Annotated in this window: 11 protein-coding genes; 4 read left to right on the plus strand and 7 right to left on the minus strand. The window is 52.2% G+C overall.

Translation table 11 applies throughout. From position 1 onward, the window contains the following. Positions 1-59: 59 nt before the first annotated feature. From NST84_RS28730 to NST84_RS28740, 3 genes are all read right to left on the minus strand, one after another. Positions 60-1472 (minus strand): DNA-binding protein, encoded by a 1413-nt coding sequence (locus NST84_RS28730; RefSeq protein ID WP_342563417.1) that lies wholly within the window; start codon positions 1470-1472, stop codon positions 60-62. A 144-nt stretch (positions 1473-1616) separates the two neighbouring features. Then, positions 1617-1898, minus strand: coding sequence for an aspartyl-phosphate phosphatase Spo0E family protein (locus NST84_RS28735; RefSeq protein WP_342563418.1), 282 nt, complete (start codon positions 1896-1898; stop codon positions 1617-1619). Between the two features lie 112 nt (positions 1899-2010). Then, a complete protein-coding gene (locus NST84_RS28740; protein ID WP_342563419.1) occupies positions 2011-2931 on the minus strand; it encodes a LysR family transcriptional regulator in 921 nt (306 codons plus the stop codon). A 110-nt stretch (positions 2932-3041) separates the two neighbouring features. Here NST84_RS28740 and NST84_RS28745 point away from each other — a divergent pair, with 110 nt between their 5' ends. Next, positions 3042-3413, plus strand: coding sequence for a CidA/LrgA family holin-like protein (locus tag NST84_RS28745; RefSeq protein ID WP_342563420.1), 372 nt, complete (start codon positions 3042-3044; stop codon positions 3411-3413). Further along, complete coding sequence (locus NST84_RS28750; RefSeq protein WP_342563421.1) at positions 3410-4093, plus strand: CidB/LrgB family autolysis modulator; 684 nt, start codon at positions 3410-3412, stop codon at positions 4091-4093. The genes NST84_RS28745 and NST84_RS28750 overlap by 4 nt, the downstream gene beginning before the upstream one ends. Positions 4094-4155: 62 nt before the next feature. On the opposite strand, the gene NST84_RS28755 is transcribed toward NST84_RS28750, so the two are convergent. Together NST84_RS28755 and NST84_RS28760 are read right to left on the minus strand one after the other, a co-directional pair. Further along, positions 4156-5124: a Gfo/Idh/MocA family oxidoreductase gene (locus NST84_RS28755; RefSeq protein WP_342563422.1), complete on the minus strand. Its 969-nt coding sequence runs from the start codon at positions 5122-5124 to the stop codon at positions 4156-4158. A gap of 213 nt (positions 5125-5337) precedes the next feature. Beyond that, complete coding sequence (locus NST84_RS28760; protein WP_342563423.1) at positions 5338-7653, minus strand: ATP-dependent DNA helicase; 2316 nt, start codon at positions 7651-7653, stop codon at positions 5338-5340. Between the two features lie 282 nt (positions 7654-7935). Here NST84_RS28760 and NST84_RS28765 point away from each other — a divergent pair, with 282 nt between their 5' ends. Beyond that, positions 7936-9807 (plus strand): LTA synthase family protein, encoded by a 1872-nt coding sequence (locus tag NST84_RS28765; RefSeq protein ID WP_342563424.1) that lies wholly within the window; start codon positions 7936-7938, stop codon positions 9805-9807. 90 nt (positions 9808-9897) lie between these two features. On the opposite strand, the gene NST84_RS28770 is transcribed toward NST84_RS28765, so the two are convergent. Next, the gene (locus NST84_RS28770) at positions 9898-10332 is read right to left on the minus strand and encodes a MarR family transcriptional regulator (protein ID WP_342563425.1); all 435 of its coding nucleotides are present in this window, start codon (positions 10330-10332) and stop codon (positions 9898-9900) included. Positions 10333-10638: 306 nt separating this feature from the next. Here NST84_RS28770 and NST84_RS28775 point away from each other — a divergent pair, with 306 nt between their 5' ends. Then, positions 10639-12333 carry a methyl-accepting chemotaxis protein gene (locus NST84_RS28775; RefSeq protein WP_342563426.1) on the plus strand — a complete coding sequence of 565 codons (1695 nt, stop codon included), beginning with the start codon at positions 10639-10641 and terminating at the stop codon, positions 12331-12333. Positions 12334-13237: 904 nt separating this feature from the next. On the opposite strand, the gene NST84_RS28780 is transcribed toward NST84_RS28775, so the two are convergent. Further along, positions 13238-15250, minus strand: coding sequence for an EAL domain-containing protein (locus NST84_RS28780; RefSeq protein ID WP_342563427.1), 2013 nt, complete (start codon positions 15248-15250; stop codon positions 13238-13240). Between the last annotated feature and the right edge of the window lie 110 nt (positions 15251-15360).

Consider the following 15360-nt stretch of genomic DNA (forward strand, 5'->3'; position numbering starts at 1 on the left):
GCCGCAAAACGCAAAAACTCCCCTGCCATATAAGCGGAGGAGCAGCTATAAATCACATGTCAAATGGAGCGTTCTGTTGTGCCGGAGAGCAGGCGCCCCTCTTCAGCCGGTTCCTTTTGCGGCCCCAGCCCTCTGATAAGCTCGCTGTATCGCTGCAGCTGCTGCCTGGACGCCTGTCCGCGGTTAGCTTCAAACAAAGCCACACATTCAATCATATCCCGGGCGCTGTTTAGCAGAACTGCCGTTTTGAGGCATTGGAGAATATAAGTGACTCCCCGCTGAGCCTGTCCCCGTTCCAGATAATACGCAGCCAGCTGATAGCCGAGCCGGTATATGCGGTCAATATTGATATAATCCTTGAACCGGTCAAAGCCGGTCATTTCCTTGGAAAACCGCTCTAACACATGATCGGCAGAGAAACCAAAGCGGTTGGCCGCCTCCAGAATGCTCAACAGACCGGCCAGCACTTCAGAAGGATACTCTTCCAAATAGGCGATATAATCCGACAGAACCGTAATATTTCCCTTTAAGAGCTCCAGTGTATAGCGGTTACCGACGGCATACGACCTGAAAGCATCAACAAGGCGCTTCCCCTCCTCATCCAGCACTTCGAACCAGCCAAGGTCAGCATACAGGTTGGTAAAGGTTATAGCCTCCTCATACTTCCCCTGTTTGGTAAGCGAAGTCGCCTTCATCAAATGCCCATGGCCGTAATACAGCACGAGCGGCCGCAGCAGCTGCAGCTCCCCACTTCGCCTGCCGGCTTTCTGCCTCAGCTGCTCCCGGTAAGTCCCGGTTGCCAGGCTTCTGAGCTCGTCGGCGTATTTCCCCATATCATCCCACCGGTGCAGGGAATAACAGACATTGGCCAGCTTCAGCAGCCCGTCAAGCTGCAGATGCTCCGGCAGACGCCCGCGGAACGGCTCAAAAGCAATGACCCCCCGCAGCATGTCCTCCGTATCAGCAACAGTTCCCAGTGCCTTGAAGAGGCGGTATTGGCTGATAGCCATCCTTTCAGAGTAGCCGTCCTGCTCATGCTCCACAATGATTTTATAAAAAGGTTTGGATTCCTGAATTTTTCCGCAGGCAAATAGCTTCTCTGCAACCGAATAGATGACATCGAGCGGCTTCTGGTATTCCATAATCCGGCTTATACTTTCATCTATACACTGCTGCCGGCCAGTGATAGCACAGCGGACCAGAAAGGGTTCCACTCTGCGCCTCGAGATCTTCTCCTCACTAAAGCATTCATCCACATAAAGCGGGTAGAACCATCCTTCCGGATATCCTAAAGCCTCTGTTAAGGTATCCAGCTGGCCGAGCGAAACCGGCTTGGGGGGATGGCCATGGAGAATAGCGCTCAGGCTGCCGCGGTTAAGGCCGGACACTTTCGCAAACGAAGCGAGATTGTATCCGGAGCGGGACAGATTTTCCTCAATTGCAGAACGTAATGTTGTCAGCTTGTTCTCCACCGGGCGCCTCCTTGCCATACAAAATTAGACTTCTTTTTAATCCCATTATAGGTAATGATTATTGAAAGCACAACAAAACGGCCCCGCACATGCGGGGCCTCAAATAATGTAGTAAGTTAATGTAGGAAGAATGGGGCTGGGGGATTACTGCTGCAACGCAGACTTGCTTCTTACGCGCTTCTTTTTGGAAATGGCCCCGTACGGGACGGGCTCCTTCTGGCGGCTCTTGAGGCTCTCCATCATTTTGTTCTGGGCCATCACAATGTATCCGTCCAGACGCTGGCTCAGCTCTACCACCATATGATCACTGAGACTGCGTTCCTGTGCGACCTCCAGCAGCTCACTTCTAAGGCTCTCTATAGTTAAAAACAACTCATCTTCTCGGTAATCGCTCCGGTCTTCATGGGAACTGCGGTAAAATTTCATAATCAGCCACCTGCCCTCTATCAAGTTCTTTCCTATCATAAGGCATGATGCCAAAAAACATATTTTGAAAAAAAAGAAAAAAATGTCGGATTTATTACAGCTGGACTTACATTTATTTCATTTTAGCATTTTTTTTCGGCGGAAGATAGAGCTCCCCCAGAACCTCCATGGCAAAAGAAATCCACTCCCGCGCCGCGAAGGAAAGATAGCGGTCCCTGCGCCAGATCATGCCCAGCTGCCAGGGAATAACCGGCTCCGTGAGCGGTATTACGGCAATCCGTGTGCGGTCCATGTCGCGGCAGATCGTCTCCGGCAGCAGGGCGATGCCCATTCCGGCCTCCACCATCCGGCTGATCAGATCCCATTGCGAGCTTTCATAAACAACATTCGGCTGAAACCCCGCCTTTACACACTCGGTAATAATCCGGTCATGCAGGGCAAAATCCTCACGGAACAGCACAAATTCCTCTGTTTCCAGCTCCCGGAGCGCGACACTATCTGCAGCAGACAGACGGTGGCCTGCCGGCACGAGAAGCTCCAGCTTCTCTTCAACAAAGGTAAAGCAGTGGAATTTCGCCGTATCCACCGGCAGCACAATTGCCCCGATATCCAGCAGCCCTGTCTCGACATCATCCGCCACCTTTTTGGCCCCGTCCTCATGCAGCCGGATGGTCACATCAGGATACCGCCGGTGAAATTCTCCGATAACCGCAGGGAAAAAGCTCGCGCCCACCATCGGCGGCAGGCCGATGCGGATATGCCCGCGCTGCAGCTTGCGCAGTCCGTCCAGCTCTGCGGACAGATTGGAGAAGGACTCCACAATATTCTGTGCCTTGGCCAGCAGAATTTCGCCTGCGTCGGTCAGCCGGATGCTCTTTCCTTCACGGTAGAACAGGTCGGCTTCAAGCTCCTCTTCAAGATTGCGGATCATTTTGCTGATGGTCGGCTGGGTAATAAACAGGGATTCTGCCGCTTTAGTGAAGCTTTTCAGCCGTGCCGCCTGCACGAAATACTGCAACTGTCGTATATCCATACTATTCACCTCATACATAGACAAAAGGAATGTCATTTATTCAATCTATTCATTTTACCTATGAAAGTAATTGATGTAAACTTTCAATATATTGAAAGGGGCGAAGCCTTATGAAAAAATTAATTATAGGCTTGCTGCAGGTTGCCGGACTCACGGTTTTCTCCATGCTTATTAATACATTAACTCCGCTGCTGCATCTTCCCCTTCCGGGAAGCATTATCGGCATGCTTATCCTTTTCCTGCTGCTGGAGACCGGTGTGGTCCGGCTTAGCTGGGTAGAGGTAGGCGCTTCTTGGCTGCTTGCCGAGCTGCTGCTGTTCTTTATCCCGTCCGCGGTCGGAGTTATGAAATATACGAATCTGCTTGAAGTAAACGGACTTCAGGTGCTGGCAGTCGTATTGGTCGGAACCTTCGCTGTAATGGCCGGATCAGGGCTGCTCACAGGCGCTATATATAAAGTAAAGGAGCGTAGAGGCTCATGATTACAGGAATGGTTCTGTTAGGAATCACGTTACTGGTCTATCTGCTGGCTAAACGGATTTATACCACCAGCGGCAAAATGTACTTCTCTCCGCTGATCCTTACCCCGCTGATCATCATCGGCATTCTGCTTGTGACCGGCGTTTCATACGAATCCTACAATGCGGGAGGCAAATGGCTGACGGATCTGCTGCAGCCGGCAACCATCGCCTTTGCAATCCCACTTCATAAAAACTTCAAGGTGCTCAAAAAGCACGCCGCGGAAATTGCGGCAGGCGTGCTGTCAGGAACGGTTATTGCAGTGCTCTCCTCGATGCTGCTGGCCAAATGGCTGCATTTAAGCGGAGAGCTGGTTAACAGCCTGGTGCCCCGGTCGGTGACTACACCGATCGCCATGAGCATCTCCCAGAGCATCGGCGGTGTTCCAAGCATTACGGCAGTCTTCGTTATCCTGACCGGTGTGCTGGGCACGATGATGGGGCCTTCTGTCCTGCGCCTCTTCCGCATTGACAATGAAATTGCGCGCGGTGTATCGCTGGGAACCGCGGCGCACGGTACCGGCACCTCCAAGGCCTTCGAGCTGAGCTCGCTGACCGGTACCATTTCAAGCATTTCAATGATACTGGCTGCGCTGTTATCCATTGGCCTTGCGCCGGCGCTGCTCACTGTTTTCCTCCACTAGGCCGACCCCGCTTGGGCCGAAAGGCCGGCAGATCTGTTAGCAGATCTGCCGGCCTTTTTCTTTTAGAGCTTTATAGGCAGCCCGCTCTGGGCTGATTCGAAGGCTGCACAGGTCACCTTCAGCGTCTTATACCCGTCCTCATAATCGCTCAGGATCCGCGAGCGGTCCCCGGTACGCACAGCGTACAGGAATGCCTCGCTCTCAGCCAGATAAGGATTGCCGGAATTGGCATGCTCTATACTGTCGCCGCTGCGCACCTCCAGCAGACGTTCCGGATTCCAGTCCAGCAGCCCGTTGTCGTTGTAGAAGCTGATGCCGCTGCGCCCTACGCCGCCCGGTAACACGCAGGTGTTCGAGATATTGGCAATTACACCGCTGGCCAGCTTTAGCGACACGGTCCCGACATCGGCTACAGTCACTCCGTCATGCTTCTCATGCATAATCCGGTTGCCGAACAGGCCGTATACCTCGGTCACCTCGCCCGCCAGATAACGCAGCAGGTCGACAATATGGGTGGTCTGCTCTGTGAACTGCCCGCCGGACTGCTCCTGGTTGCGCCACCAGGCTACTCCCGGCATGTCACCCATCCATTGGCCGACGATCATGCCGACCTTGTCCCCCTGCAGCGCACCCTTCAGCCGCTGGATATTCTCCTGATACCGGAAATGGTAACCGACCGAGGTCAGCAGATTCTTCTCTTTGATATCCTGCAGCAGGCTGGCCGGGATTTCCGTGCTTGATCCAAGCGGCTTTTCGATAAAGAACGGAATCTCCCGCTTGATCAGCGACCGCTCAATAGCCCCGTGCGATTGCGGGGGTACACAGATATAGACCGCATCAAGCTTCTCCGCGTCCAGCATCTCCGTGATTTCACCATAACCTTCAGCCCCGTATGGACGGGCCATTTCTTCACCTTTGGCTTTGCTGCTGCCGCAGACGGCCTTCAGGGTCACATCCTCCATCCCCGCCAGCAGATCTGCATGTACCTTGGAGAACCAGCCGGTGCCTACAATTCCTATGTTTAGTGTCATCTTCTTCCTCCCGTGGGTGCTATTTAAAATGAATTCAAGAATTCAATCTGGCGTAGGGCGACTACGGAGAATGTTTGGACTTCCGGCCGCTCCCCGCCTTATTGCAGGCTTAAAAATCATTTTAAATAGCCGATTTTTATTCCGCCTTACTTCCGCCTAAATTAAAAGCCTATTATAGGTTGTGATTCTATAATTAATAGTTATTATAAGCGCTTACGTGAGGACAAGGTAGTCCTGCCATTCATCGGGAAGCAGATGGCGGTAAGGCTGCTGGAGAAAACGGTCGTCGGCGAGGACAATGACCCCGTTGTCGCTCTCGCTGCGGATCAGCCGGCCGCCGGCCTGCAGCACCTTGCACATGCCGGGGTAGACGTAGGCGTAATCGAAGCCGTTTTTGCCCTGGGACTGAAAATAGCTGCGCAGCAGATTGCGCTCCAGTCCCACCTGCGGCAGGCCGACGCCGACCACCATCACGCCGTTCAGCCGGTCACCCGGCAGATCTACCCCCTCCGAGAATATCCCGCCCAGCACGGCAAAGCCGAGCAGTGTCTGCGGATTATCCGGACGGAACGAGGCGAGGAAGCCCTCCCGCTCCGGCTCGCTCATCCCGGTGCTCTGCACAAGGGTCGGCACCTCCGGATATTTACCGGCAAAAAGTTCATATACATTCTGCAGGTAAGCATAGGAAGGAAAAAACACAAGATAATTGCCTTTACGGGCCGTCATTCCCTTCAGAGCATCGCAGAGCGGAAGCAGCGAGGCTTCCCTTTCCCGGTACCGGGTAGATACAGGAAGCACCGACACCTGCCACTGCTCCTTATGGAAAGGAGAGGGCACAGTGAGGCTGTAATCCTCTTCCCCGGCGCCGATCATGTCCCTGTAATAGGAGAGCGGCGACAGTGTAGCCGAGAACAGAATCTGGCTGCGGAAGCTCTTGCCCATCTGCTGCAGCAGATGGGACGGGTCCAGATTGAACAGCTTCAGGTATACATCCCCGCGCCGGACCTCGGCATAGGTGATGTACCGCTCATCATAGGTTTTGAATGTACGGAGCATATTCTGCACCGTAAAGTAGGTATCCAGCAAGCCTTCCCCTTCTTCAGCTTCCGCACCGGGCACAGGAAGCAGAGAAGAAGGTGACAGCAGCTCAGACTCGGCCTCAATGGAAAAGGCCTCAAGCAGGCCGGGCAGCTCTTCCGGGTAAGTGCTCCACTGCCCTTCCCCGTCTTCACTGCAGCTTTTGCGCAGGGCGATGAAAAAGGCATTAACGTCCTTGGCCGCCGTACTAAGCGCCTTGTTTACAGTCTTAAACTGCCGCTGCAGGGCGAGGAAGGGCGCTTTTGTAAGCTCCGCCGAATACATGGACCGCCCGCGGTCGACCAGATTGTGGGCCTCATCGACCAGCAGCACGGTCTTGCGCTTACGCTCCTCCGGCAGGCGTTTCAGGCTGATCCGCGGGTCATAAATATAGTTATAATCACAGATAACTGCGTCACAGGCATACGCGGTGTCCAGCGAGAATTCGAACGGGCATACCTCATGCTTTCTGGCGTAGCGGGCAATAACCTCCTGGGTCATCAGCGTCTCATGCTCCAATATGTCGAGCACTGCCCCGTTGATCCGGTCATAGTATCCTTCCCTGTAGGGGCAGGCTTCGCTGCTGCACAGTCCTTCCTCCCTGAAGCAGGACTTGTCCTTGGCGGTGAGCGTCACCGTATGCAGCTGCATACCTTGTGCAATCAGCATTCCGATAGCCTCCTGCGCCGCCAGCCGGTTCACGGTCTTGGCTGTCAGATAGAACAGGCCTGCCGCCTTCCCCTCCCCCAGAGCTTTGAGCGCCGGAAAAAGCGTAGACATCGTTTTGCCGATCCCGGTCGGCGCCTGGGCGAACAGATTCACCTTCTCCGACACCGATTTGTAGACGGCCGCCGCAAAGTGCCGCTGCCCGTTCCGGTAGTCCGGAAAGGGAAATGCCAGCGCACGGATGCTCGCATCCCGCTGCTCCTGATGCCGGACCAGCAGCTCCGCATACGGGGCGTACCTGGCAACAGTATCGGAGGCGAATGCCTCCAGCTCTACTGACGTCATCTGCCGGTACAGGCTCTGCTGCTCTTCCCCGCCGCGCCGGACATAAGTAAGCTTCACCCTGATCGCTGTGAGCTCCAGATCCAGGCAAAGGATGTGGGCATACATCAGCGCCTGCGCCCAGTGGACCTCTTTTCCCGCAAAATCCGGCTCCAGCAGCTCTCCTGTAGATTTAATTTCCTCTACTGTAACTGTCCCGTCCTCTCCGGTCAGCAATCCGTCACAGCGCCCGTCAATGATAAACTTAAGCCCTTCATGAACCAGCTCTGTTTTTAAATAGACCTCTTTCCGGTCACCTTCCTTGTATTGCTTTTGTATATGCTGATGAATGCGTGTCCCCTCTGCCATCGCAGCACCGCTGCTGAACCCGGGCATAAGGCTCCCGCTGCTGAATACATATTCAACCAATGACCTTACTGATATGGAAATTTCCGCAAAATGCATTTGTCCAGCCCACCTCCATCAGTTCCCTCGCCCTTTTTTGGCGTGAACCGCCGTTTTCATGCTTTTCAATCCGTATACTCTCATCCGGGTAAGATTATATCAGGCTTACAGAGCCGCATCATTTATTACGCAGTTCAATGAGGTTATACGGCATTTCTGTTTTTTGACATTCATAAGCCAGCGCTGCATAATAAGGTCTATTAATATAGGAATTCTCTTGTCCAAGCGCTGCATCCTCCCAGCCGGGAGCGGCGTTTCATCTCTTAGAAAGAAGGCGAAGCTGTGTCATCCCTTACTATTAAACGGTGGGTAGTTAAACCATTCGTGTTTTTCACGCTTATTTTTATCCTCAAAAGCTTCCTGGCCTGGGGCGTTATCTTCGGTGATCTGCTGTCCTGGAAATCACTGATTACGGAAATCCCCTTCATTTGGGCCTTGTTCTGCCTGATTGAGGCCTTTGCCTCCAAACGGAAAATGGGACTTTATATGCTGGTCAATCTGCTGGTTACGGCGATCTTTTTTGCAGCGATTATGTACTTTAAATATTACGGGGTTATTGTCACCTATCAGGCGGCTGAGCAGGTCAATCAGGTTACCGCTGTACGCAACAGTGTCTTCTCACTGATGGACCCGTATTATCTGCTGATCTTTTCAGATATCATCATCTTTGGCATTTATTTCTTTTTCAATAAGAAGGGCCGCAATTATAAAAAAGAAAACATCAACCGTCGCAGCGGCAACACCCGATTCTCCTTTAGCCTGCTGTTTGCCGTATCGCTCGGCTTGTGCCTGTTCAATGTGCTGCCTAATAAGGCCAGCATGAACGAAATCAAGAAGGCCCAGGAGATGGGTATTCTTAATTATGAGGTCTACGCGATTTTTGCTCAAGACAAACCGGAGCTCGTTCAGGCCAGCGAAATTACGCAGGATGCTATCAATGAGGTAAAAGGGATTGATCCTGCCGCAGTCTCCCCGTTCGAAGGAGCGGCCAAAGGCAAAAACCTGATTATCATCCAGCTGGAATCGTTCCAGAGCTTTCTGCTGGGCCTCAACATCGACGGCCAGGAGATTACACCTAACCTGAACAGCCTGATGAAAGACAGCCTGTATTTCCCTAACTTTTATCAGATGGTCGGCCAGGGAAATACCTCGGATGCGGAATTCGTAGTCAACTCGTCCTTCTATATTCCGCCAAAGGGTGCGGCAACGATGTCTTATGTCGATAAAGAGCTGCCAAGTCTCCCGCGCCTCCTGCAGGCCAGCGGCTATCAGACGGCTACCTTCCACACTAACGATGTGGAATTCTGGAACCGCGGGGAGCTGTACAAGGCACTCGGCTTCGAGAATTATTATGATCACAAGTTTTTTGGGGATGAGGATACGTTCTTCTTCGGACCATCCGATGAAGTGCTATACCGCAAGACAGCTGATAAGCTGAAGGAAATGGATCAGGACGGCAAGCCATTCTATGCTCAGGTCATTTCGATGTCTGCCCATCACCCGTTTACCATTCCTGAAGAGAAATACAAGATGAAGCTGCCTGAACGTTATGAGGGCACCTTTGTAGGCGATTATATCCGTTCACAGAACTATGCGGACTATGCCTTCGGGCAATTCGTTGAAGAGCTTAAGGCCAGCGGTGTCTGGGACGACAGCCTGATCATGGTCTACGGAGACCACATGGGTCTGCCGATTTATTCCCTGGATCATGACGATAAGCAGCTTATGGAAGAAATCTACGGACATGAGTATGAGTACGCGGACATGCTGAACATTCCGCTGATCATTCATGAAGCGAACAGCCTGCAGCCGCAGACACTGGCGCAGGTGGGTGGAGAAGTCGACATTATGCCGACTGCGGCCAGCCTGCTGGGCGTTTCGCTCGACAGCACGATTCATTTCGGGCAGGATCTGACTGCCCAGACGTACAATCTGCTGCCGCAGCGTTACTATCTGCCGACCGGCTCATTTATTTCCAGTTCCGCGCTGCTTATTCCCGGCAACAGCTTTGAGGATAATACGCAGTATGGTCTTGCTGCCGGAGGGCAGGCGCCTGCCGGAACAGAGGACGAATATAACCGTGCACTGAGATTACGCCAGCTGTCTGACAGCTATGTCACCCAGCTGCCGGAGAAAGAACCTGCTGCCGAGTAGAATGCAGCAGTAAACCACAACAAACAGCCAGACTCCGGTAATGGGGCCTGGCTGTTTGTTATTTATAATACACCGGCCGCAGCCGATCGGTCATTGCCGCTCCTGTGTCTCCAGCATCGTATAAATGTCAGCCAGCTTCTTCAGCTCATCCGGCTTAAGAATGGCCAAATGCTCGGTCAGCAGAACCAGCGAGCGGTTCTGCGCTTCCTTGAGCAGCTCCTCGCCTTTTACCGTGAGGGTCACGGTTACAGCTCTCCGGTCATTCTCATCCGGTACGCGGGCGGTAAGGCCAAGCAGCTCCAGACGGTCCAGCATCACCGTTACCGCGCTTGACTTCACATCAAGCAGATCAGCCAGCTGGATCACCCGCGCTTTTTTTTCGCGGGCAATGATATGCAACAGATGAAATTGCGGCACGGTCAGGCCAATTTCTTTATGCAAAGACATCTGTGATGTTATTTTACGCTGTACTCTCCACATGGATAATCCAAGGGCTTCTATCAACGGATCAATCTTCTGTGCCATCTTTTCACTCCCAGTCCGTTTGTCCTGCTTCAAGCGTACCATTTTCAGCAGTGCTGATTCAATGTTTTTGTCGTTTGGACATGATGAGAGTCATTGCAAAATCAAGGACTATGCTTCCAACTCTTACATTCATGCCCGCCAAAAAGATTGAATTTGAACGATTCCTCCAGCATTACAAATCTGCGGTTTTCCGACACAAAAATACTATATTCTCGCTGATGCTCCCTGAACATTGTTGCGCTATAATCGTAGCAGTGATAGCAATTATCACCTAATTTTAGAGAGTCAGGGCTGGTGGTACTAACAATGAAACTGGCAACAAAATTAACTTGGATGATGCTCATCGTATTACTTCTCGTCGGATCATCCATCGGGTTCTTCGGATACCGCGCCGCGTACAAGCAGTTAGATGAAGCAGCGGGGATCGAGTTGGTCGGCTGCGCCAATATTACTACCGGACTCGTCAATCCCGCAGATATTTCAGCACTGGCTGCAGGAGATACCAGCAAGCTGGCTGCTATTGAAGACCGTATCGGCTGGATCAATGACCATAAACCCATTTTTAAAGAAGCGTTCATTCTCTCCCTGGACGGCACCATTCTTGCCGCTGACGCTAACCTCAAGGAAAGAGGATATAAAGCCGGCGACCCTTTCTACTTCTCGGAAGAAGATAAACATATGATTACCACCATGAAGCACTCCGCATACTCCAAGGTTTACACCTATCAAGGTACCTCCCTCAAGACCGGCTACGGCCCCATCTATCAGGATCATGATCCCACTAAGCCTATCATCGCCCTAATGGCTATTAATTTCGACGGCACTCTGGTGCAAGACCGGACGCAGGATATTATCCTTCAGCCCTTCATCATCGGCACATCTATCCTGATCACCGCCATTCTTGCAGCTTACCTGTTTATCCGCAGAACAACCAGACCGCTGACCAGACTTTCCCGCTCCGTGAACACTGTTGCCAAGGGCGATCTTTCCCATGAGCCGCTTCTGTTCAAAAGCAAGGATGAAATCGGCACGCTGGCCCGGGACTTTAATGAAATGACGACCAGTCTGCGCAATCTCATCACTCAGGTCAATGATACGTCGATGCTGGTTGCCTCCTCTTCACAGGAGCTGTCTGCCAGCGCGCAGGAAACTAATCGTGCCGGAGAGCACAGCGTCAATGTCACTATTGATCTGGCTGACGGAGCTAACACCCAGCTGCGCAATCTGGAAGGCAGCTACCGGTCTGTACAGGAAATGTCGCGGTTTATTACTGAAATCGCCAGCAATGCCGACAGCGCCATGAACACAGCTGCCAGCAATGCGCTCAAGGCACGCAGCGGGCGCGAATCCATGGACTCCACCACCTCCCAGATGCAGGTCGTCAGCGAGAGTATCAGCGACCTGTCAGGGATCATCGAAAAGCTGGGCAGCCATTCCAAGGAAATCGAGAGTATCGTCGGCACTATCGCCAGCATAGCTGAAGAGACTAACCTCCTCTCATTGAATGCAGCGATTGAAGCCGCCCGGGCCGGCGAAGAAGGCCGCGGCTTTGCCGTAGTGGCCGCCTCTGTACGCAAGCTAGCTGAGCGCTCGGCCAGATCAGCAGCCCAGATCGGCGAGCTTGTCAGCCTCATCGTTAATCAGATGGACAAGGCCGGAGAGACCATGCAACGCTCCACCGATGAAATGGTTGAGGGCAAAGCCATGATTATGGCTGCCGGCAAATCGTTCTCGGAGATTGAAACCTCTGTATCAGACATGTCCTCCCAGAGCCGGCAGATCTCCGAGACGGTCCGTGATCTCGCTCTGATCTCCGAGGATCTTGTGGCTGCGATCCAGAGCATCGTCGCTGTCTCGAATCAGACTGCCGAAGGGGCGGAGATGCTTTCCGCATCTTCTGAGGAGCAGCTCGCTGCCATGCAGGAGGTGGAGGCATCCGCTGCTTTTCTTTCTTCGCTGGCGGAGAAGCTTCAGGTACTTGTTGAGAACTTTAAAATATAGGATTTGTTATACATATACTAAAAGAAAGCTATCTCACGTGAAGGGCGCAGTTGCAGGGAATGTTTGGACTTCCGGCTGCTGTTGTCTGCAGATTTCTTGATTTAACCGCTATTCGCGGTGGAAATCCAAACATAACTTATGCTTCCGATGCTAGCTTTCCTTTGGAAAGCTTTTAGGCAGACGCTGACGCTCCTACAGTTCCAAACTTCCCTTCCACCGCTTTCACCATGAATCTTTTAGTATAATAATTATAAAGAATCCCCCCTTTAAAGAGGGGGGAGAAAAAAGCAGCAAGTCCTGTTAACGGACTTGGCTGCTTTTTGGGGTTAGTTTTAAGGATAAGAAGGTTTTTCTGCGTTAAACCTTTCGGCGGACGTTACCTTAAGGCGGCAAACTCCAATTCTGAAACTCTCACAGCTTACATCTGAAGCTCAAACCATCTAATTGGATTTTTGCTACTTAATTCCGGTGTTTTTCTGAATTTACGGCTATTAAGTGGAAAAACGTCATCTATATTAAGCCTTATATCGCCCTGGAGGCTATTTCAGCGAAATTAAGTAACGTTTTTCCACCTAGTCTTCCGTCAGCAGCAGAAATCAGAGAATTAGATAGCAAAAATCCAACTAGCTTCCGCGACAATCGCAGCGTCCGCGGATTTATCAGCTATTTCTCATCTATATAAGAAGAAGGTAGCGGATCGCTACAGTAAATTACTGTATTACCCATCGTGATAGCTGCGCCAGAGGTGTTTTGTCCGTATTCCGCGTAACAGCCGCTTCCAGCAGGAATAGAAGCACTTTCGCACCTCAAACCAACCTTTTCCCGGCTAATAAAAAAATACGCGGCAACCCGCTCTTCAAGCAGATTGCCGCGTAAACAACGGGCAGATACGTTATGTACTTGTCTAAGCCGTATTCTCAATAAACCACTGGTCCAGCTCGTTCACCGGCATCGGGCGGCCGTAATAGAAGCCCTGCATGACCCGGCAGCCCAAGGACTGCAGCAGCTCGATCTGCTCGGTCGTTTCGACACCCTCGGCGACTACCTCCATATTGAGGTTGCTGGCGATGGCGATGATATTGCTGATGATGGCCTTTTTAGAGTGCATTTTGCTTTTGCGGATAAAGACCTGGTCAATCTTGAGCGTGTTAACTGGAATCTCATCGAGATTGCCAAGTGAGGAGAAGCCTGTCCCGAAATCATCCAGAGATACGCGGACCCCGATATCCCGGAGCTTGGAGAGCTGTGCCACCGTTTCCTCCATATTGTTCATCGCAATCGATTCGGTAATCTCCAGCTCGAGGAAATGCGGCTCCAGCCCGGAGCCCGTCAGCGCCTCTTCCACTACATCGTACAGGCTGCCGTTCTCGAACATCCGTGCTGACATGTTAATGGATACAGGGACATTCGCAATCTGCTCCTTATGCCAGAGCATATTCTGGGCACAGACATCATGCAGCATCCAGTAAGTAATCGGGACGATCAGGCCGGTCTCTTCGGCAATCGGAATGAATTCCGCCGGAGAAATGAGCCCGTGTTCCGGGTGCTTCCAGCGCAGCAGCGCCTCAAGGCCGACTGTAACGTTCATCAGAGAGTCCCATTTCGGCTGATAGACAACAATAAATTCCGAGCGGGCAAGCGCTTTGCGCAGATCCTTCTCCAGCGACATGCGCCGCAGCTGAAAGCTGTTCATCTCCTGATCGAACACACTGAATTTGTTCTTGCCGGAGTCTTTTGAAGTATACAGCGCCGTGTCGGCAGCCTTCATCAGGGCCGAACGGTCTGTACCATGTGCCGGTGTCATACTAATACCGACGCTGGCCGTCACATACAGCTCATTGCCTTCTATGCTGTATGATTTCTTAAGCTCCTGCAGGATGTGCTGAGCTTCTTCCTCGGCAGTCCCGATGCTGGCACCCGGGAGGGCGATCAGAAATTCATCACCGCCGAGCCGGAATACCCTGCCTTTGGAGCCTACGCATTGTCTTAGACGGTCTGCAACCTCCTGCAGCAGCAGGTCACCGATATCATGCCCAAGGGTGTCGTTAATCGACTTGAAGCGGTCCAGATCCACGAAGAATACGGCGCCGGTATTGACCCCGAAGAATTCGTCTTTAAAATAACGCTCCAGACCATGGCGGTTCGGCAGCTCTGTGAGCGGATCATGGTAAGCCATCCGCTCCAGCACATGCCGGTCAAGAAACACTGCCCCGCCGGAGATCGCCAGCATAAACAGGGTCACAAGTGACACGCCTGTCAGCAGAATAACGTCCGTCTCCATCACAACCGGCTTGGAGCCGAGCCAGCTATCGTATTGAATATGGCTCGTTCTGAGACTTATATAGTGCATACCGGTAACTGCGAATCCGATGAACAGGGCGGAGCCGAACTTCCAGCGCCGGCTGAAGAACTCCTGCTCCCGGAAACGCCGGAACAAAAAAATACCGATGTAAGATGCCAGCAGGGCGATCAGAACCGAGATGCCCTGGGCAAGCGGCTCAAAATGAATGGTGCCGTTCATCTCCATAGAGGAGATTCCTATATAGTGCATAATTGAAATTCCTGTACCAAGAATCAGTCCGCTCACAACCAGCCGCCACATCCTCTGGCGCGGCACAGCAGCAATCCACAGCGCCCCAAAGCTGCACAGCATGCTGACCAGCAGGGATAAGACCGCTCTGCCCGGGCGGTAGCCGATCTCAAATGGGAAATGAGTAGCCATAATACCGACAAAATGCATCGCCCACATTCCGCTGCCGAGAACGCATGCAGCTGACATCAGCCAGAGCCGGCGGATTCTTCCGGAGGACTGGGGAACCTGGGAAATCAGGTTAAGTGCCGAGTAGGCTGCAGTCACAGCAAGTGCAAAAGATAGTAAAACAATCCAAGTATTATAGTGGGTTCCCATTTGATCCATAGTTGACCTCTTCACCGGTTATAATATCATTATCGTTGAGCTCATTCTCAAGTACAAAAATCTATATACAAATATCAGATAGACGGAAGAGTGTTTAGAGATCATAGAAT

The organism is Paenibacillus sp. FSL R7-0345, from assembly GCF_038595055.1.
GTDB lineage: Bacteria > Bacillota > Bacilli > Paenibacillales > Paenibacillaceae > Paenibacillus_AQ.